The sequence below is a fragment of the Candidatus Marinimicrobia bacterium CG08_land_8_20_14_0_20_45_22 genome (assembly GCA_002774355.1).
Classification (GTDB): Bacteria; Fidelibacterota; UBA2242; order UBA2242; family UBA2242; genus 0-14-0-20-45-22.
In genome coordinates this window covers 1-18,787 of sequence record PEYN01000125.1, presented here as the reverse complement: position 1 = coordinate 18,787, position 18,787 = coordinate 1, and the positions used below count along the sequence as shown (strand labels likewise).

General features: G+C 44.5%; 18 protein-coding genes. 1 reads left to right on the top strand and 17 read right to left on the bottom strand.

Features of this window, described 5'->3' with window-relative positions; genetic code table 11:
* The first annotated feature begins 54 nt into the window (after nt 1–54).
* Nucleotides 55–1,359 carry a M18 family aminopeptidase gene (locus COT43_07380; GenBank protein PIS28040.1) on the top strand — a complete coding sequence of 435 codons (1,305 nt, stop codon included), beginning with the start codon at nt 55–57 and terminating at the stop codon, nt 1,357–1,359.
* Between the two features lie 195 nt (nt 1,360–1,554).
* Here the strand turns inward: COT43_07380 and tkt are convergent, their stop codons facing one another.
* The 17 genes from tkt to COT43_07295 all read right to left on the bottom strand — a co-directional run bounded on the left by tkt (nt 1,555) and on the right by COT43_07295 (nt 18,723).
* On the bottom strand, nt 1,555–3,573 hold the full coding sequence (gene tkt / locus COT43_07375; protein PIS28039.1) for a transketolase: 2,019 nt from the start codon (nt 3,571–3,573) through the stop codon (nt 1,555–1,557).
* Nucleotides 3,574–3,612: 39 nt separating this feature from the next.
* Nucleotides 3,613–4,707, bottom strand: a complete 1,095-nt coding sequence (locus COT43_07370) for a malate dehydrogenase (GenBank protein PIS28038.1) — start codon at nt 4,705–4,707, stop codon at nt 3,613–3,615.
* Between the two features lie 27 nt (nt 4,708–4,734).
* Complete coding sequence (locus COT43_07365) at nt 4,735–5,598, bottom strand: hypothetical protein (GenBank protein ID PIS28037.1); 864 nt, start codon at nt 5,596–5,598, stop codon at nt 4,735–4,737.
* Between the two features lie 108 nt (nt 5,599–5,706).
* Nucleotides 5,707–6,168 (bottom strand): methylglyoxal synthase, encoded by a 462-nt coding sequence (locus tag COT43_07360; protein PIS28036.1) that lies wholly within the window; start codon nt 6,166–6,168, stop codon nt 5,707–5,709.
* Nucleotides 6,169–6,183: 15 nt separating this feature from the next.
* The gene (locus COT43_07355) at nt 6,184–7,056 is read right to left on the bottom strand and encodes an NAD(+) kinase (protein PIS28035.1); all 873 of its coding nucleotides are present in this window, start codon (nt 7,054–7,056) and stop codon (nt 6,184–6,186) included.
* A gap of 5 nt (nt 7,057–7,061) precedes the next feature.
* On the bottom strand, nt 7,062–7,289 hold the full coding sequence (gene xseB / locus COT43_07350) for an exodeoxyribonuclease VII small subunit (GenBank protein PIS28034.1): 228 nt from the start codon (nt 7,287–7,289) through the stop codon (nt 7,062–7,064).
* A gap of 24 nt (nt 7,290–7,313) precedes the next feature.
* Nucleotides 7,314–8,513, bottom strand: coding sequence for an exodeoxyribonuclease VII large subunit (xseA, locus tag COT43_07345; GenBank protein PIS28033.1), 1,200 nt, complete (start codon nt 8,511–8,513; stop codon nt 7,314–7,316).
* A 177-nt stretch (nt 8,514–8,690) separates the two neighbouring features.
* On the bottom strand, nt 8,691–8,990 hold the full coding sequence (locus tag COT43_07340; protein ID PIS28032.1) for an integration host factor subunit beta: 300 nt from the start codon (nt 8,988–8,990) through the stop codon (nt 8,691–8,693).
* 13 nt (nt 8,991–9,003) lie between these two features.
* Nucleotides 9,004–9,324 carry a hypothetical protein gene (locus COT43_07335; protein ID PIS28031.1) on the bottom strand — a complete coding sequence of 107 codons (321 nt, stop codon included), beginning with the start codon at nt 9,322–9,324 and terminating at the stop codon, nt 9,004–9,006.
* Between the two features lie 3 nt (nt 9,325–9,327).
* The gene (locus COT43_07330; protein ID PIS28030.1) at nt 9,328–9,867 is read right to left on the bottom strand and encodes a hypothetical protein; all 540 of its coding nucleotides are present in this window, start codon (nt 9,865–9,867) and stop codon (nt 9,328–9,330) included.
* Between the two features lie 5 nt (nt 9,868–9,872).
* A complete protein-coding gene (locus COT43_07325) occupies nt 9,873–11,498 on the bottom strand; it encodes a lytic transglycosylase (GenBank protein ID PIS28029.1) in 1,626 nt (541 codons plus the stop codon).
* 92 nt (nt 11,499–11,590) lie between these two features.
* On the bottom strand, nt 11,591–12,070 hold the full coding sequence (gene rfaE2, locus COT43_07320; protein PIS28028.1) for a D-glycero-beta-D-manno-heptose 1-phosphate adenylyltransferase: 480 nt from the start codon (nt 12,068–12,070) through the stop codon (nt 11,591–11,593).
* Nucleotides 12,057–13,442: a hypothetical protein gene (locus COT43_07315; GenBank protein PIS28027.1), complete on the bottom strand. Its 1,386-nt coding sequence runs from the start codon at nt 13,440–13,442 to the stop codon at nt 12,057–12,059. Before COT43_07315 ends, rfaE2 begins: the two co-directional genes overlap by 14 nt.
* Entirely contained in the window at nt 13,408–14,118 is a 711-nt protein-coding gene (locus COT43_07310; GenBank protein ID PIS28026.1) for a 1-acyl-sn-glycerol-3-phosphate acyltransferase, read from the bottom strand. Before COT43_07310 ends, COT43_07315 begins: the two co-directional genes overlap by 35 nt.
* Before the next feature lie 18 nt (nt 14,119–14,136).
* Nucleotides 14,137–14,790 (bottom strand): class II aldolase family protein, encoded by a 654-nt coding sequence (locus COT43_07305; GenBank protein PIS28025.1) that lies wholly within the window; start codon nt 14,788–14,790, stop codon nt 14,137–14,139.
* Nucleotides 14,787–16,067, bottom strand: coding sequence for a serine--tRNA ligase (locus COT43_07300; GenBank protein PIS28024.1), 1,281 nt, complete (start codon nt 16,065–16,067; stop codon nt 14,787–14,789). The genes COT43_07305 and COT43_07300 overlap by 4 nt, the downstream gene beginning before the upstream one ends.
* 91 nt (nt 16,068–16,158) lie before the next feature.
* Entirely contained in the window at nt 16,159–18,723 is a 2,565-nt protein-coding gene (locus COT43_07295) for a hypothetical protein (protein PIS28023.1), read from the bottom strand.
* Between the last annotated feature and the right edge of the window lie 64 nt (nt 18,724–18,787).

Here is an 18,787-nt window from a genome sequence, read left to right as displayed (position 1 = left end):
GAACAATTTATACGAAACTTTTTTATATTATCCCAACCAGAATGGAGGAATCTGATGAACCTTACCCTTGAGATGAAAAAGACAGTAGAAGATTTAATGAATTTTCTCGATGAATCGCCAACTGGCGCGTTCGCCGTTAAATCGATCCGCAAACGGCTTCTGTCAAACAATTTTTCTGAATTGACCGAACAAAACCGGTGGAAATTGTCGCAAGGCGACCGTTTTTTCGTACAACGCGGCGACGCAGGTTTGTGTGCTGGAGTTGTCGGAACATCACCTATTGATAGAACCGGTTTTCGGATGATCGGAGCGCATACGGATTCGCCAGGATTCCGTGTGAAAGCAGACGATGTTTATGAAAAGGCCGGTTACGTCCAACTCGGCGTCGAGATTTACGGAGGTCCACTTTTAGCATCGTGGACAGATCGAGACCTTTCACTGGCCGGAAAAATTCTCCTGAAGAAAGATGATAAATTGGAATCGCGTCTTTGGAAAAGTGACAAGGCGTTGCTCCGCATTCCACAAGTCGCCCTCCATATGAATCGCGCCGTAAATGACGACGGATTAAAGTTAGATAAACAGAATCATCTTCCTCCGATTCTTGCACTCTCAGACGAAAAACCTTTCACTATGCGCCGTTTACAAGAATACATCGCTTCTGAAATTGGTGTTGCAGTCGGTGAAATTGCCGGACTCGAATTAGAAGTTTTCGATACGCAAAAAGCGGCGTTTCTTGGATTAAACGACGATCTGTTCGTTTCCGGAAGAATTGACAACCTCGCCATGTGTCATGCCGCGATTTCAGCGCTTACTTTGCTCCCTGCGAATCCGAAATCAACCATCCTTATTTCGTTGTTTGATGCTGAAGAGATCGGCTCTACAACGATGAATGGCGGCGCTTCCTCATTCCTCGATAACTGCGCCGAACGTGTTGCAATCACAGGCGGATTAAACCGAGAAGATTATCTCATCGCCTTATCCAAATCCATTCTCATTTCTGCCGATGTGGCTCATGCGGTACATCCGAACTACACCGACCTATATGAACCGCATCATCAAAATGCGCTGAACCGCGGTCCAGTCATCAAGATCAATGCAATGAAAAAATATGCGACAACGATCGATTCGTCGCTATGGTTTGAGGATTGTTGCCGTAAAGCAGGCGTTCCGTTTCAAAAATATATTCATCGAACCGATAAGGTCTGCGGCTCTACGATTGGTCCGATCGTTTCAACAAATCTCGGCGTTCAGACGGTCGATGTCGGTAGCGCGATTCTGTCAATGCACTCCATCCGCGAAACTGCCGGCGCCTGCGATCCATGGTATATGACTCAGTCAATGAAATCTGCGATGATGTAATTTCCTGACGCTTTTAAAAATGCGATCCGTATCCACCTTTCCGGATGATTAGCATCACGAAGATAGATCAGCAGTTGTTATTCTCTGCCGATTGTAGCGGTTTTAACTCTGAGAACTGCCGGAAACGTCTCTCCGTTTTCACGAATAATTCCCGCCTGAAAGAAAAATGTTCAACCTAAATTTCATCCGCCGGGACTAATCAAATGTCTTCATCCACGTCCGAATTTTTGCGGCTACTTTTTCCGGCGTGAATCCAAATTGCTCCGCCAAAATCTTTTGAGGTGCAGAAGCGCCAAATCTGTCGATGCTGATCGTCAACAGCGGTTGTCTAAACAGATCGCCCCATCCGAAAGACGACGCCGCTTCAATGACGGCTACAGGAACACTTGGCGGAATCACCGCTGACTGATATTCGTCCGGCTGTTGCCTGAATTGAGAGACCGACGGCATAGAAACGACGCGAATTAACAACCCATCTTTTCCCAACAATTCCTTCGCTTGCTGAGCCAACTGGACTTCGGATCCGGTCGCCACAAGTGTTACATCGGGACAATCTCCGCTTTCTTTCGATAAAACGTACGCGCCCTTCTGGATTAATAGCGGATCGAACGTTTCATCGCGGCGAACCGGTGTCACTTTTTGACGCGTGAGAATAAGCGCAGTCGGACCTGATTGATTCTTTAGCGCTGATGACCATGCCACGGCAACTTCTGTCCCATCCGCCGGACGAATGACCGTCAGATTCGGGATTGAACGTAGCGCCGGAAGTTGTTCGATTGGTTGATGCGTCGGTCCGTCTTCTCCGATGAAAATCGTATCATGCGTAAAAACATAGACGACGTGTCTGCCCATCATTGCCGCCAGACGGATCGCAGGCTTCATGTAATCCGAAAACACGAGAAATGTCGCGCCAAAAGGAATAAATCCTCCTTCAAGTGACATCCCGGTTAGAATCGCTCCCATCGCATGTTCACGAATTCCAAAGTGAAAATTGCGACCGCTGAATTTTCCCTTTTGAATATCCGGAAAGGCTTTCAAATATGTACTTGTCGATGGAGCCAAATCAGCGGAACCGCCGCAGAATCCGGGGAATTTCTCGGCTAATTTCTGCATAACTTTTCCCGAAAGCGAACGCGTCGCGGCAGATTCATTTTCCACTAGCGCAATTAATTCTCTCTCAAATTCTTCCGTCACGACCACTCGATCCCGATTTTCCCATTCTTTCGCCAATTCGGGAAAAGAAGCCCGCCAAACGACAAACTTTTTCTGCCAGTCGTCATAATCGGCTTTTAATTCACGATTCCGTTCGGCAAAAGTGGCTTTCACTTCATCGGGAATCATGAATTCGGCATCTTCTGGAAAACCTAACCTCTTCTTCGTCGCATGCAATTCGTCAATTCCCATCGCCGCGCCGTGAATTTCTGAAGTATCCTGTTTATTCGGGCTTCCAAAACCGATGTGAGTACGAGCGATAATCAGCGTCGGCCTTTCTTTCTCTGCAATGCCTTTTGCTAAAGCCTCGGCAATCGAAGGTTGATCGTGTCCGTCGGTATATAAAACATTCCAGCCGTAAGCCTCAAAACGTTTTCCGACATTTTCGGAAAAAGCCAGATCGGTTTTCCCTTCAATGGTAATTCTATTGTCGTCATATAAATAAACGATATTGTCGAGTCCGAGATGTGCGGCCAGAGAAGCGGCTTCAGCGGAAACGCCTTCCATCAGGTCACCGTCGCTCACGATTCCGAAAATCTGATGTGTTCCAAAAAGTTCAAAACCTTCCCGATTGAACCGCTCAGCCGTCATTTTTGCCGCAATCGCCATTCCGACGCCTGTCGAAAATCCCTGACCCAGTGGACCGGTAGTCGTTTCAACGCCGGGTAAACAGCCGTATTCGGGATGCCCGGGTGTCTTCGAATCCCACTGACGAAAATTCCTCAGATCGTCTATGCTGACCGGAAAACCAGAAAGATGCAACAAAGAATAAAGCAACATCGAGCCATGTCCAGGCGATAGAATGAATCGATCTCGTCCCACCCACTTCGGATCGTTGGGATTGAATTTCAAAAACCGATTCCAAAGGACAAAGGCACAGTCTGCCATTCCCATTGGCATACCGGGATGTCCACAACCGGCTTTTTGAACGCCGTCGGCGGCAAGCAAGCGAATTGTATCAGCCGCCAATTTTCCGATTTCGTGAGATTTGTTTTGTGTCATCAAGATTTGCTCCTTCATATTACAATAATTCGTTCGATTTCATTTATCCGACAAATTTGAGAGGATTAATCCGAACGGTTTTCCAAGCAGATTCAATGTCTCAAAAACTACCCGTTCGAGTCCGATTTTCTCACGGTTTTGTTCCTCTGCCTCAAATTCCTTTTCGCCATGAATGTAAATGCGAGCTTGCCCTTCCGCCTTTTCCGCATTTTTCAGCATCCGGATATAATGCGTCATGTTTTCGCGCACTTCATCCGAACCTACGAATGCCTCAGGACTGATGGCGCCGAGAAAATGCGTTACACCAGCCGGTTCTCCTTTCTGCCCATAAACTTCCGCTCCGACAAGACCGGATGAAAGAACCGAACAGAAAATATCTACGGCAACACTCAAACCATAACCTTTGTGTCCGCCAGTTAATTCCTTTCCGCCGCCAAGCGGCAACAAACCACCACCGCGCCGATTGATCAGATTATCCAGAATTAACGAAGCATCTGTTGAAGGTTCACCCAGTTCATTACAAGCCCAACTATCAGGAATCTCTTCTTCTTTCCGGGCATAGACTTCGATTTTCCCGCGCGGAACCGTCGAAGTCGCCATATCCAGTAAAAACGGCTTCTCATCCTTAGCCGGAACGCCGATCGAAATCGGATTAGTTCCGATGACAACCTCTTTCCCGAATGTTGGCACAACGAGCGGCGCCGTGTTCGTCAACGAAACGCCGATTAGATTCTCCTTCAGCGCCATCAACGTATAATATCCGGCGATTCCATAATGATTAGAGTTGCGAATGGACGCAAAACACATGAAACTTTGTTTGGCTTTTTCAATACACTTCGTCATTGCGTCAAAAGCGACGGGTTGTCCCATTCCGCCGTCACCATCAATCACTAATGAAACCGGCGTTTCCTTGACAATTCGAACGCTTGGGTTCGACCGGATCGTTCCGTCTTTGAGACCGTCGATGTATCTTTTTAACCGCGCGACGCCATGCGAATTGATCCCACGTTGATCAGCAGAAACCAAAACATCGGCGGTAATTTCTGCCTGCCTTTTCTCTAGACCGTTTTGATGAAGAACTTCCGCGACAAAATCCTGCAGTTCTGTCGTTTTTACAATTTTCTTTTCAATCATTTGCTAACCTCCAATAATTCCATCAAACTAAACTCGCTGTCGAAAGCCTTCTCCGACGACTTCATGAACATTGGCGATAATCACGAATGCCTTCGGATCGATATGCTTGATGATTTGCCGAAGAGTCGCGACCTCTTTGCGTGTAACGACTACAAACAAAATATTCCGCTCTTTTCGCGTCCAAAATCCCGCACCGTGAATCATCGTTCCGCCGCGGCTCATATCCTGCGTAATCGCCTCGATGATCTCGTCCTGTTTTTCGCTGATAATGTAAAAACTCCGCGCATAATCAAACCCATCGAGCACCAAATCGACAATTTTGCTCGAAAAATAGAGACTGATGAATCCGTAAAGCGCGAGATTAACATTGTGAAATGCGAATCCGGCAAAGGTGATAACAAAAAAATCAACAATCATAATGCCAACACCGACGGAAATATTCGAGTATTTATTGATGATTTGCCCAACGATGTCTGAGCCGCCGGTCGTTCCTTTGAAACGAAAGACGATTCCCAAACCCAGCCCCAAAACGACTCCGCCGAAAATCGAACTGAGCAGAGGTTCCGTCGTCAACGCTGGTAAATGGAGCGCTTTATCACAGAAATCGGTGATGATTGAAACGATCACAAATGAAAACAACGTCCTCGGACCAAATTGCTTTCCCAAAATTTTCACGCCCAGAAGAAAAAGCGGAATATTGAAAATTAACATAACGATGCCGACCGGAAAGTGGAAAAGATAGTACAGCACAATAGCCAGACCGCTGACGCCGCCCGGCGCGATCTTATTGGGTATGAGAAATAGAACCAACCCAAGTGCCATAACGATAGAGCCGAAAGCCAGCCCGAAATATTCAAAAATGATAGATTTTAGTTTTTGCCGAAACGCCATATTTTTGCCTTTCATATTGGAAAACGATTCGATTACAAAAAAAACACGATAAACTAATATCTATTGGCGATATTTTTAAGGTTTCCCCGACAAACAAAGGCGTCGGAACTAAGATTTCAACCGTTCTCTATACGACTTATAATCCGGAAGAATTCGCTCGTACGGTTCGTTCATCAAGGACGAAGAAATGATATAATCGGCAGTAGCCCGGTTGCAGGCGACAGGAATGTTCCATACGACACTCATTCGCAGAACCGCCCGGATGTCAGGATCGTGCGGTTGCGCTGACAGTGGGTCCCAGAAAAATATCAGAAAATCTATTCCGCCTTCCGCGATCAATGCGCCAATCTGCATATCGCCGCCGAGCGGTCCGCTTTGCAGGCGATTAATCGATAAGCCAAGTTTTTTCTCGAGGATTTCTCCGGTTGTTCCGGTAGCAAAAAGATCATGCGCTCTCAAAACGTCCATATTAAATTTTGCCCATTCCAGCAAATCACTTTTCTTATTATCATGTGCGATCAAAGCGATTTTCTTGCGATAATTGATTTCAGGATTATTTTCATGCTTCATTTTCCGATCCTTTCTTTAATTCCCTCGACTATCGATTCCCCAGTTCATTTTCGTGCGTAAAGTCTGAAAAAAGGAATCCCCCTTAAATCGAACGATTCGTAGATTAAAGTCAGCCTTCCTGATCCTTACTTCGCTTGCTTCGCGCAGAGAAAGTCGTGTCTGACCATCAATGACGAGCGAAACGTCCTCCGGCAGTTCGCGGCAATCAATACGCACGAGTTGGTCAGCCGACAGAACGACCGGCCGGGCGGAAAGGCTATGCGGACAGATGGGTGTGATGACGATAACATTCAATTTAGGCGAAAGAATTGGTCCGCCAGCGGAAAGCGAATAAGCGGTCGAACCTGTTGGCGTTGAAACGATCAAACCGTCGGCGCGATAAGTGTTCAAATAATCGTCATCCACATAAGTTCGGATTTTTATCATCGTCGATACGGATCCTTTATCGATAACGAAATCATTGAAGGCGAAATATTCCATCTCACCAAAATTATTTATCATCTTTCCTGATAGAACGCTCCGTTCTTCGATCTGATATTCACCTCGAAAAAATGCGCCGAGACGATCACGGAAATTCTCAATCGAAACTGCCGATAGAAATCCCAATCCGCCAAGATGAATGCCGAGAACAGGCTTCCCAGTTTTCGCCATAATTCGCGACGCACCGAGAAACGTTCCGTCACCGCCGATACTAAACATGGCATCGATTCGCTCCGCTAAATCGCCGATGGGATAAATTTCAGAATCGGGGAGCATTTCGCGAATCCACGACGCTGAATCGGCGGCAAGCACGACTTCTTGTCCTTCCGACTTTAGAAAATCGACCAGCAGACGAACCATCTCTTGATTTCTAAAAATATTCGGATGAAATTGAAGCCCAATCTTCATTTCACTCACTCCTTTAGTTCCATTTCAATCGGTTTTCCATTCGCATCTTTCGACAGTAATTTGACGCGTTTTTCAAGCGCCTGAAGATGCGTCTGGCATTCTTCGGACAACTTCATACCTTCCTCAAATAGCTGAATCGATTGCTCAAGGTCTTTCTCGCCAGATTCCAGCAAAGCCAGAATCTCCTCTATCTTACGGAGCGATGTTTCCAGTGAAAACGTTTTCTTTGTCATAACTGCCTCTGTCTTAAAAAATTATTAACTGTTGTTTTCTCCAACCCGCGCATCGAACGCGCCATCCGATACTTCGATCTGGATCGCATCGCCACCCGCCACATTATTCACGGATTTGACGATTTTCTTTTCCGGAAGATGATAGACGATCGAAAAACCGCGATTCAAAACGGATTTCGGGTTTAGAACTTTTAGCATTTGTGTGAAGTTTTCAAAGTCAGAACGACGGTTCTGTAAAATTTGTCGAATGAGTAAAAACATCCGCATTTCCATCTGATCGACTCTCTGTATGCGCTGATGGATCAACCCGATGGGGCGATTCGATTCAAGCCGCTTTTGCGCAGATTCAATTCTCTGAAGAACGGACTGATATTTTCTCAGCACAGCACGCGAAGCAAGTTGTTCAAATTGGTCGATCCTGTTCTGAATCTCAGAAAGTTCCGGAATAGTAAGTTCGATAGCCGCGGATGGCGTCGGCGCGCGCAGGTCGGCGGCAAAGTCCGAAAGCGTGTAATCGACTTCATGACCGACCGCGCTGACAACCGGCAATCGCGAATTGGCGACGGCAACAACCAATTTTTCCTCGTTGAATGCCCACAGGTCTTCGATTGATCCGCCGCCGCGCCCGATGATGATGAAATCGACGTTATTCATCATGTTGAAAGTCCGAATTCCGGCAACGATCGAATCGGCGGCGCTATCGCCCTGCACCAACGCAGGATAAATGATGATTTCCACCGCCGGATTTCTGCGACGGCTGATTTGCAACATATCCTGAATAGCCGCGCCGGTCGGACTGGTGACGATACCAACTCGGGTGGGAAACCGGGGAATTTCTCTTTTGCGTGATTCATCGAAGTAACCGGCGTTGTTCATTTTCTCCTTCAGCGCCTCGAAAGCGAGATATAAATTTCCAAATCCGGCTGTCCGAATCTCCCGAACATTGATCTGGTATTTCGATTGCGCGCCGTAAGTCGTCACATCGCCTCGAACGATCAACTGCATCCCAGTCGTGATTTGAAACCGGATGGACGAAGTGTTACTTTTCCAGACAACGCAATCGATAAGCGCTAACGAATCCTTCAGCGAGAAGTAAATATGTCCCGCACGGCTTTGCATGAAGTTGGAAACTTCCCCTTCAATCCAAACCGACGGAATATATTCCTCGACGACTCGCCGAATCTCTTGGCTGATTTCGGAAACACTAAAGATTCTTTCATCCATAAAAAAAGAGCGGTGACGATGTATTACCACCACCACTCTCTCCGTAAGATTACCGACTATCTAAGTTTCTTTTTGTGTCTATCTCTTCTAAGACGTTTTTTACGCTTATGGGTAGCGATCTTTCTCTTTTTTCTTTTTTTACCACAGGGCATATAGAAATACTCCTTTTACTCCAATTTATTCTTTTCCAATATCGTTCACACCAACAACGATGCCTTTCTTCAGCAACTTGGAAGGCTTAAAATAGGGCACAACCCGCTCGGGAAGATGAATCTCCTCACCGGTGCCGGGATTGCGTGCTTTTTTCGGTTTTCTTTTCTTCAGGATAAAACTTCCCAACCCGCGAATTTCAACTCGGTCTCCGCGTTGCATGGCATCCACAAGTGTCGCGATGAAGCCTTCGACGATGACTTCTGTCTCTGCTTTTGAAACACCAGTTTTGTTTGAAATGATGTTGACAAAATCGGCTTTTGTCATGATATGATCTCCTCTATTTCCAAATATACTCGATTGCAGGCGTCTGAGTAATTATTGATGCGACTTCTTCTACGTCAGAAAACAATATATCGACCAACGATTTCTTTCTCTTTTTTAAAATAACCGTTTCAGGTCTTTGCGTCATTCCAGCCAGTTTGCCAGTCAATAGGATTGCGTCTTCTAATGTACCCAAAGTGTCAATTAAGCCTAACTCAACCGCCTGATAACCCGTGAAGATACGTCCATCGGAAATTTTTAACAAGTCATTTTTGGAGCAAATGTCTCTCATTGACAACAACATCCACAAACTGAGATTGCAGATTATCCACGACATTTTTTAGATGATCGCGATCGATTCACCCAACTCCTTAAATGGCAACCCGACATCTTTGTACTCACCGCTTTTTACAACTTTCATCTCGATGCCGAGTTTCTTCATCAAGTTCACGACAACGGGAAAATCAATGATTACACCAATGCTTCCGGGATTGGCAATGATTTTATTAGCGTCCAAAGCGACGAGATACGCACCTGAAGCGCCAGCGGATCCGATAGAAGCGACAACCGGTTTTCCTGAATCCCGCACTCGCTTCACAGCCGAATATATTTCTTGTGAAACGGTAACGTCGCCATCGGGCGAATTGATGTGCAGAACGATTCCGAGAACATCACGCCGTTCGGCAAATTTCTGTAACTCTTCGATGAATTTTTCAGAAGTTAGAATCATTCCTCTCAGTTCGACAACTGCGACCAAATTGCCACCTCTTCGAGATGATCTTACGGATTTGTTGCTCAAACCCACCGTGGAAAGTACAATAAATAGAAATGTCAGAACCGAAAGAACAATAACCGAAATGATTCTGTCGGATTTTTTCAAAACTTTTAACTATTTGATTGTCTGTAAATCACGATCTTCTGACCCGGATAGATCGCTTTTTTAGTCGAAAAATGATTCCAAGTGCAAATTTTAGCAATGGTTACATTGTATCGACTCGCAATTTTGGTCAGAGTATCGCCTCTTTTGACCACATAAGTAATTTTACTTTGAGTGGATGCAGTCGCTTTATATTTTAGCGGCGCATAATATTTATCGGTAGGAATTCGAATAGTTTGGCCAACACGGAGTTGATTTTTATTGGTAATGTTATTTACCGCGATTAAAGCTGAAACTGTGGTGCCGTATCGGTTCGCGATAAAATGGAGCGTCTGACCTTTCTTAACACGATGTGTTTGCCACTCCGGTTTGGGTTGTTCCGCAGGTGGAAGTTCATGCAGTTTTTCCAAAAGTCCCTGCGATTTAGTGACGGGAACGCGAAGCACATAACTTTCCACATCGGGCGGCGTAACCCATCTTCTCAATTCAGGATTGAATTGCTTAAGCACAGGAACGGGAACGTCCGCTACTTTGGAGATACGTTCGAATTCATAGGAACGATCGACAACGACCTCTTCCCATTTCCATGTGTCTTTCGGTGTGTTTGTAAAGCCGAATTTTTCAGGATTCTGGGCGATGATGATGCCAGCCATAAAGGTCGGAATATAATCGCGCGTCTGCCTGGGCAATATTTTCAGCTTCCAGAAATCGCGGGTCCCTTCCAAGCGAATCGCTCGCCAGACATTCATTTCGCCACAATTGTAGGCCGCCATCGCTAAAAACCAATCATCGAACTGTGAATACAGGTCTTTGAGATAATGAGCGGCGGCTTCTGTCGATTTGATCGGATCCCGACGTTCATCAACCCACCAATTCCGTTTAAGCCCATATCGGGCGCCGGTTCCGGCGATAAACTGCCATGGGCCTGCCGCGTGAGCATACGAGTAGGCTGACGTATTAAATCCGCTTTCAATGAGCGCTAAATAAAATAATTCTTCCGGCAAACCGTATTCCCGGATGATCGGCAACATGAGGTCTTTGTACAATCCAGCGTTGTCCAGAAAACTTTGAAAATGTCTTCTCTGACTGCCAGAGAGATAACTGACGATCCGGTCAATTTTCTTGGAACTGACGATCGGTAAATGACCCGGACGGTCGTCCAGAACGACCAAATCGTCTTCGCCAACTTTAACGGTATCAATAACCTTTTCGCTGATGTAATTTCTAATAAACGCCACACCGGTCGTCCCTGTATCACCGTTCAGATATGAAAATTGATTTTGATAATCAAAGGTGAGTTTTTCACAGAATCGGGTTAGTTCGTCGCTTTGCGGCGGTGTCAATATATCAAGTTCACTGATTTCGGCAACAATCTCAAATGTCCTATCAAAACAATATTTGACTTCCGTTGTGTCGCGGTAAAATCCGGAAATCAGAGCTTCGACGTAAAACGATTTTGCATCAGAAAAGAGTAGGTCGAACAAATCTTCCTGATTTTCAGAATCTTCTTTATCGTTTGAAGAATTAACGGTCGATGTTATGATATTTTTGGAATTATTGTCTGTAGGTGCTGTGGATTTAGTTTGGGAAAAAGCCAACATGCTGGTAAAAAGGAAAATAATAATCACTCTCATTTGTTCATTCTTTCTATTCAATGAGTTTAGTCAACTACTTCAAGTATCGAGTTGAAAGTTAGACCTTATACATATGATAATCAAGTTACAATTCACATTTCTTTTATTTTTTCGATCAATCCCGTCGTGGATTTTCCCTCGTACAAAGGAATGACGACAACACGCCCACCGTCGGATTCAACAGTCTCTCTTCCAACAATATTTCCGATGTGATAATCACCGCCTTTGACTAAAATCTGCGGTCTGATTTCAGCAATTATCTCCGCGGGTGTGTCCTCCGGAAATATGACGACAAAGTCAACAGATTCCAGCGCCGCCAACACTTCCGCTCGATCTTTTTCAGAATTGATCGGCCGTTTCTCTCCCTTCAGACATCTGACTGATTCATCCGAATTCAAGCCAACGATTAATACATCTCCACGCGACTTCGCTTTTTCCAACAGGTCAATGTGTCCGACATGTAAAATATCGAAACAGCCATTCGTAAACACAATGATTTTGCCATCTTTTTTCAATACGGTTGTTCGTGCAACGGCTTCGGTTCGAGTCAAAATTTTTCTATCGCACAGCATATTTCTCCAACATACAAAGTTCACACAGGTTCAGATCGCAGAATCGTCGCGTATACTCAAGTACGCCTTGAATCAAATAATTGTTATTTAATTTCTTTTTCTCAATAGATAATCGGGTAATCATTTTTTCAATATTGGCGGAAATTTCACCGGGTGGAACGCACTTAGCTAAATCGGTCGCCCGCTGCGCCAGTGACAAATCGTGCAACACAGAGCCAATTGCCCAGGCAAACGGTAGCAGTAAATTGCTGAACAAATCCATGAGACGCCTGTCGCCGATCAGTAAATTCCCGCCCGGAGAAGAGAAAAGCAGATGATTTTTCCATAAACCTTCCGGCTGTTGAAAACAGTTCGAAGCCCAGCGGCGAATTTCATCAAAATCCGCATGTCCGGAAATTTGATTGATCCATGCCTGTCCCGGATATTTCGGAAAAAATTTCATCAAAATCTGGGCGAGAGCGGCAAGGCGACGTGTCGGATGATTAGCCGGTCGGATCCCCGCAAAATGCCATGAAAGGTTTGGTATGGATTTTATCGCATATCGCCGTTTCAATTCTTTCCAGATCCGACGCAGTCCTGAAATGTATTCGGCATCGGTAACCAAAGTTGGCCATTCACCGATTCCAAGAAAGCCAGATGTCCCATACAACAAACTTTCCAGTGTGACCAAACGGTTCTCCGATTTCGCATCGCCAAGAATCTGATAAATGCGAGTGATGGGAAGTTTTTCGGCAAGTATTCGAAAGGATTCGCGGTTTTTGCTAAATCCGAGAACATCGAGCAAAGAAAGATAAAAATACGGCTCCGGATCGATCACCAGTAAGTCAGATTGCACCGATTGACATTTACGCTGGAATCGAATCTTGGCATAATTATTCATCGTATCAACAAACGCCGTCCAATCAACAGACTTCCATTTTTCACACAAGAACGGTCGTTCCTCGATCATGGCAAATGGAGTAGGCAAAACCAACGTCGGCACTGTCTTCCCCGATGAGGTCAGGATCGGTCGCCCGGTGTCTGCAACCGAAACGACGTGCAAAATGACGGAATCATATACGGGATCAGTATGATGTTTATGAAGATACCAATCGGTGCTTCGAATGTGAATTTCGACATTCCCGTGAAGGAATTCTCCGTTTATCATGATTAGCGCATCGGAGAAATCTGGCCCTTCTGAATCGTTTCGTTTACCCGGCGAGACAATACTGATCTTACGGGAATCGACTGTCGTCAATCCGGATTGCGAAAACGATTGTTTCAACCAGCATGTGTAAAGCGACTTCTCGTTTCGATTTAATAAAGGATTCGTTTCGCAAACACGGCTGGTAATACAGTTAAGCGTCTGACTTCTCCATTCTTTGAGTTTCAAAAGCCAATTTTCGCTTGATCATTCGGTCCCGGATGCTATCGATACATCGGTCAAGTTCAGAAAAATCCGACACTCTTATCGGAGAATCGATCGTGACCTCAACGATTCCGGGCAAGATTTTCAACGCTTTTTTAGCGACGCAGTAACGCGTTCCCAAAAGCATAACGGGAACGATTGGAACATCCAGTTTCTCAGATAATCTGAATCCGCCTCTCTTAAATTTTCCGATCTTTCCGTCCGGACTTCGAGTGCCTTCCGGACTGACTAAAATGCTATGTCCTTTTCGTACGATTTTTATAGCCTTTCGGTTAATCATCTCAAAAGCTTTTTGCGGATTTTGCCGATCAATCCGAATATGTCCGCCTAAAAACAGCACCCAGCCAACCACTGGAATCCAAAACAGCTCTTTTTTAGCCATGAAGCAAAATGATTTGGGCAACGCCGCCAGAGCCACCGGAATATCAAGAGCGCTTTCATGATTTGCAATATAAATTACCGGTTGCCCTGGATTGAGTTTCTCAACGCCAGATATCTTTAGTTTGACTCCAGATACTTTCAGAATCAACCTCGCCCAAAACCGAACAATTTCTACATTTAGCGGAAATGCAATCAATGACAGAAGTCCTAAAATGACCGTTAGAACTAAAATCGTTGTTGTCTTCAGAAAATTACCCATACTGATTTTCCTTTCGATTCACCAACGAATCATTTGTTCGAGTTTAGATGAATTCGAAGCAAATTGAACCAATTCGGAAATCTCGGTTTCCGACAGTTGTCTGATTTTGCCTAAAGAATTCGCGATTGTCAAAACCTTAGCCGCATGTTCGATTCGTTCCAATTTGTAATAAGCATCCCAGAGATCGCTCCCGCCAGCGACGACTCCATGATTTTCTAAAATCGCCGCGTCGAATATCACGAACGCTTCGGCAACGGATTCGGCAAATTGCTGAGTGCCCGGAGTTCGATATGAAACCAGCGGTATTTTCCCTAATGTTAGGATAATTTCAGGGAGAACAAATTCCATCAACGCTTTTCCTACGACGGCAAATGCAGTCGAATAAGATGGATGTGCATGGACAATTGCTTTGATGTCCGGTCGTGTACGATAAATTTCAACATGCATTCGAAACTCAGATGAAGGTTTGCATTCCCCGATGATTTGACCATCTTGTAAAATATTTACAAGATTGCGAGTCTCCATATCGCCTTTACAAACTCCAGTACAAGTAATTAGAATCCCGTTATTAGTTCGGACGCTAATATTGCCGTCCGTCGCTAGAACAAATCCTTTCTCATACATTCGCTTTCCAACGGCGATCATCAACTTTTGAAGTTCTGAATTAGTCATCCGTTTTCGCCATTAATCAATGAAAAACCAGTATAGGGTTGGAGCGCTTCGGGGACGATAACTTTCCCTTCGTCCGTCTGGTAAGTTTCCAGAAGAGCAATCATCAGGCGCGGCGTCGCAACTCCCGAGCCGTTCAAAGTATGAACATAACCGACTTTTCCGTCAGAATTTTTCCGGTAACGAATGTTAGCTCTTCTGGCCTGAAAATCTTCGAAATTGCTGATGCTGGACACCTCAAAATATTTTTGCGAAGCGGGCGCCCAAACCTCAATGTCGTAGCATTTCGCCGCCGCAAAACTCATATCGCCCGAGCAGAGCAAAACGACGCGGTAATGCAGTTTCAACGCCTGAAGAATCTCTTCTGCATCCCGCAAAAGTTCTTCATGCGCGATATACGACGACTCCGGCGTCGTAAAGCGAACCATTTCAACTTTGTTGAACTGATGAACGCGGGAAAGTCCGCGTGTGTCTTTGCCGTACGAACCGGCTTCCCGTCGGAAACAGCCAGAATAAGCGGCATATTTGATCGGCAGTTTATTTTCTTGCAAAATTTCATCCCGATGAATATTCGTCACCGGCACTTCAGCTGTTGGGATAAGAAAAAGATCATCTTCACTGGTGTGGTACATATCTTCCTCCAATTTAGGAAGTTGGCCGGTTCCAAATGCCGAGTCACGATTCACCAAAAACGGCGGGAAGATTTCTTTATAACCATGTTTTTCCGTGTGAAAATCCAGCATGAAATTAATAATCGAACGCTCCAACTTCGCGCCAGCGCCGACATACATCGGGAAACCCGCCCCAGAAATCTTCGAGGAACGGTGAAAATCGATGATTCCCAGCGAATCACCAATTTCCAGATGATCTTTCAACGGGAAATCGTAGGTCGGTTTTTCACCCCAGAATTTGACAACCTCATTTTCATCGGGAGAACGACCAATTTTGACCGATTCGTGGGGAATATTTGGCAGAATGATGACGATGTTCGTCAATTTATCTTCAATTTCCTTGATCTTGTCATCGAGTTTTTTAATTTGTTCGCCCACCCGTCTCATTTCTATAATTTTGTCGTCGGCTGATTGTCTGGCTTTCTTTAATGCCGCGATCTCTTCAGTCACGCGGTTACGAAGTCCTTTGAGCTGATCAACCTCAGAAACGTAGCTCCGACGCTCAGTATCAAGAGTTAATAGTTCGTCAAGTTTCCCCTCAGCACCTTTGGCGCTCAGACCTTTTCTATATTTTTCCGGCTCTAATCTGATTTGTTTAATATCTAACACAAATTCTCCTATCAAAGATGACGTAAAATAAATATTATTTCTGTTTTAAAGTAGATGAAATTTTAGGCTGATGCGAATTTTTGAAAAAATCTCAGATGTGAATCGCCTGATGTTTCTTCCTCAATCCGACGAGAAGCGTCTGAGCAATAATTTTCAAATCCAGCAAAACCGACATGTTTTCGATGTAATATAAATCGTACCGGAGTTTTTCTCGAACATCGTCAATCGTCTCGTCATATTTATATTTGATCTGCGCCCAGCCGGTGATGCCGGGTTTGACGATTAATCTCCGAGAATAAAAATGAATCGTCTTTTCAAGTTCGTCCACAAAATAAAGCCGTTCCGGACGTGGCCCGACGATGCTCATCTCGCCGAATAAAACGTTGACGAACTGCGGAATCTCGTCCAAACCGATTTTTCGTAAGAACCGACCAACTCGCGTTACACGAGGATCATCTTTTTCTGCCCACTTCGGACCGGATTCCTCTTCGGCATTTTGTACCATTGAACGAAATTTAATGACTTCATACTCCAATTTATTTTTCCCAACTCGCTTCTGTTTGTAGAAAACAGGCCCCGGCGAATCGAGAATGATGATGATGCCAACAATGATCCAAATCGGTAAAAAGACGATCAGAATCAATAACGAAGCGAATATATCAATTAACCTTTTCAGCAACCATTCCCAAGTTTTCATATTGGAACTAAAAAAACGTAGTAGAGAAACGCCGTAAATGTGACTCGTCTTGAATCCGGAGAGCAGGTTATAAAAATCCGGAAGAAGTTTAATGGACACTTTATACTGACTAAATAGCGCGATCATGTCCATAATCATATCCTGATCTTCACCATCCAGCGCGATAATCACTTCTTTGATCCGGTATGTCTTGATAAGATCGGGAATATTTTCATAGGCGCCGATGATCGGGATGCCTTCCATCACTTTTCCGATATTCCCATTGGCGTGATTATCAATATAACCGACGATGTTGAACTTCAGTTCGGGAACGCTTTTGATTTTCTTGACAACGTTGATCGCTTTGCTGGATGCGCCAACAATGAATGTCGGGCGTTTTTTAAAGCCAAGAACTTCTTTGTTCTTTAGAGTGGTAATTAACAACAAACGTCCCAGACTTAATCCACCAACTAAAAAGAATCCATAAAGAAGAAGAATTCTCCGAGAAAGTGTAAACGGCGCCGGAATTTCAAAACTCACTAAAAATAGTAAAATAATTCCAATAATAACTGCCTTTAGTACTGTGAAAATCTCATCAATACGGGAAGTATCCCATTCTATTTTGTATAAATCATTCATGCCGAGCGCCAGTGTCCAAAAAAGAACTGACCAAGTAATTAACAGAGGAAGATCATCAGACAAAAGCGCTTGAAAAGAAAACGTTTGAGGAGCGATCCAAATAAAATAGACTGCAACGAACGCCAAAATAGCAAAGATCGCATCCGATAAAATGAATAAAATTCCCTGGACAAAATCAGACGTCTCGAATGGGATGAACTTGTTATTGGCTACGCCATTTCCGTTTACCAATCCATTCAACTTGCCGTTGCCGTTTTTTTCTCCTTCATTGACGACAATCAGGTTCTTTTCGATTTCAACGTATCCGAGTCGTCGGATAAGTAATACGCAAAGGATGAAGCCGATCAGTAGAACCGTCCATATCCCTACATCGTTCAGGAAAATGAAAGAAATCCCCATAAGCCCTGAAATGATGCTAAAAACATAAATAACCTTGACGGCGTTCTCATGTGTAAATCCGATTGACATTAATCGGTGATGAATATGTTCTTTATCAGCCATGAAAGGATGCATATGTTTACTGGCGCGCCTGAAAAAAGAAACAGTTGTATCCAGAACCGGCAGCGTCATAATCACTAATGGAACGATGAGATTCAAACTGTTTGTATCACCCATTCGTCCGATTTCCAGCGAAATGACAGAGATGGCAAATCCCAGAAATAATGAACCTGTGTCGCCCATGAAAATTTTCGCCGGATGAAGATTGAATCGTAAGAATCCGAGATTCGACATAATGAGAATGATATTGATAAGGGCGACGAGCGTTCGTCCGCCATGAAGCGCAATGATCGCAAACGTCGTAAAAATGATGGTTGCCACACCGGATGCCAATCCATCCAATCCATCTAATAAATTCATGGCGTTTGTAATAAAAATAATCCACAACAAGGTAAATACATATGAGAAAAGACCTAACGAAATAGTCCCGAACACAGGAAGATAAATCGATTCAACATTGTATCCGCCGATGACGACCAAGAGTGCCGCCGCGATCTGACAATAAAATTTAACAGAGAATTTAAGTCCTTTCAGATCGTCAATAAGCCCAATAAAAGTAATAAACGTACAGGCAATTCCAAGGAATAGATATTTATAGGGAACAGGACCGGCAATTTCCGGTGCGAGAAATATGGAAATAATCGTGCCGACTATTACCGCACCGAGAATTCCCAATCCACCCAGATATGGAACAAATTCCTTGTGAACTTTCCGTGGATTCGGAAGATCACCGATATTGTGGCGAATAGCAAATCGCCTTGCCAACTCTGTAAAACCCAGTGAACTTACAAATGTTGAAATCATGATGATAATCAGCGCAAATAACACAAATATTTCTCCCATTTTCGTTTTGCGATTTGGACAAGTAAAGCAGGTAACTCAGTAATTATTACGGAAGTTAGGAGAT

Excerpts from the sequence above, each read along its gene's own strand:
- COT43_07380 (PIS28040.1), top strand. The coding sequence starts at position 55 with ATGAACCTTACCCTTGAGATGAAAAAGACAGTAGAAGATTTAATGAAT.
- tkt (PIS28039.1), bottom strand. The coding sequence starts at position 3,573 with ATGACACAAAACAAATCTCACGAAATCGGAAAATTGGCGGCTGATACA.
- COT43_07370 (PIS28038.1), bottom strand. The coding sequence starts at position 4,707 with ATGATTGAAAAGAAAATTGTAAAAACGACAGAACTGCAGGATTTTGTC.
- COT43_07365 (PIS28037.1), bottom strand. The coding sequence starts at position 5,598 with ATGGCGTTTCGGCAAAAACTAAAATCTATCATTTTTGAATATTTCGGG.
- COT43_07360 (PIS28036.1), bottom strand. The coding sequence starts at position 6,168 with ATGAAGCATGAAAATAATCCTGAAATCAATTATCGCAAGAAAATCGCT.
- COT43_07355 (PIS28035.1), bottom strand. The coding sequence starts at position 7,056 with ATGAAGATTGGGCTTCAATTTCATCCGAATATTTTTAGAAATCAAGAG.
- xseB (PIS28034.1), bottom strand. The coding sequence starts at position 7,289 with ATGACAAAGAAAACGTTTTCACTGGAAACATCGCTCCGTAAGATAGAG.
- xseA (PIS28033.1), bottom strand. The coding sequence starts at position 8,513 with ATGGATGAAAGAATCTTTAGTGTTTCCGAAATCAGCCAAGAGATTCGG.
- COT43_07340 (PIS28032.1), bottom strand. The coding sequence starts at position 8,990 with ATGACAAAAGCCGATTTTGTCAACATCATTTCAAACAAAACTGGTGTT.
- COT43_07335 (PIS28031.1), bottom strand. The coding sequence starts at position 9,324 with ATGTCGTGGATAATCTGCAATCTCAGTTTGTGGATGTTGTTGTCAATG.
- COT43_07325 (PIS28029.1), bottom strand. The coding sequence starts at position 11,498 with ATGAGAGTGATTATTATTTTCCTTTTTACCAGCATGTTGGCTTTTTCC.
- rfaE2 (PIS28028.1), bottom strand. The coding sequence starts at position 12,070 with ATGCTGTGCGATAGAAAAATTTTGACTCGAACCGAAGCCGTTGCACGA.
- COT43_07310 (PIS28026.1), bottom strand. The coding sequence starts at position 14,118 with ATGGGTAATTTTCTGAAGACAACAACGATTTTAGTTCTAACGGTCATT.
- COT43_07305 (PIS28025.1), bottom strand. The coding sequence starts at position 14,790 with ATGACTAATTCAGAACTTCAAAAGTTGATGATCGCCGTTGGAAAGCGA.
- COT43_07295 (PIS28023.1), bottom strand. The coding sequence starts at position 18,723 with ATGGGAGAAATATTTGTGTTATTTGCGCTGATTATCATCATGATTTCA.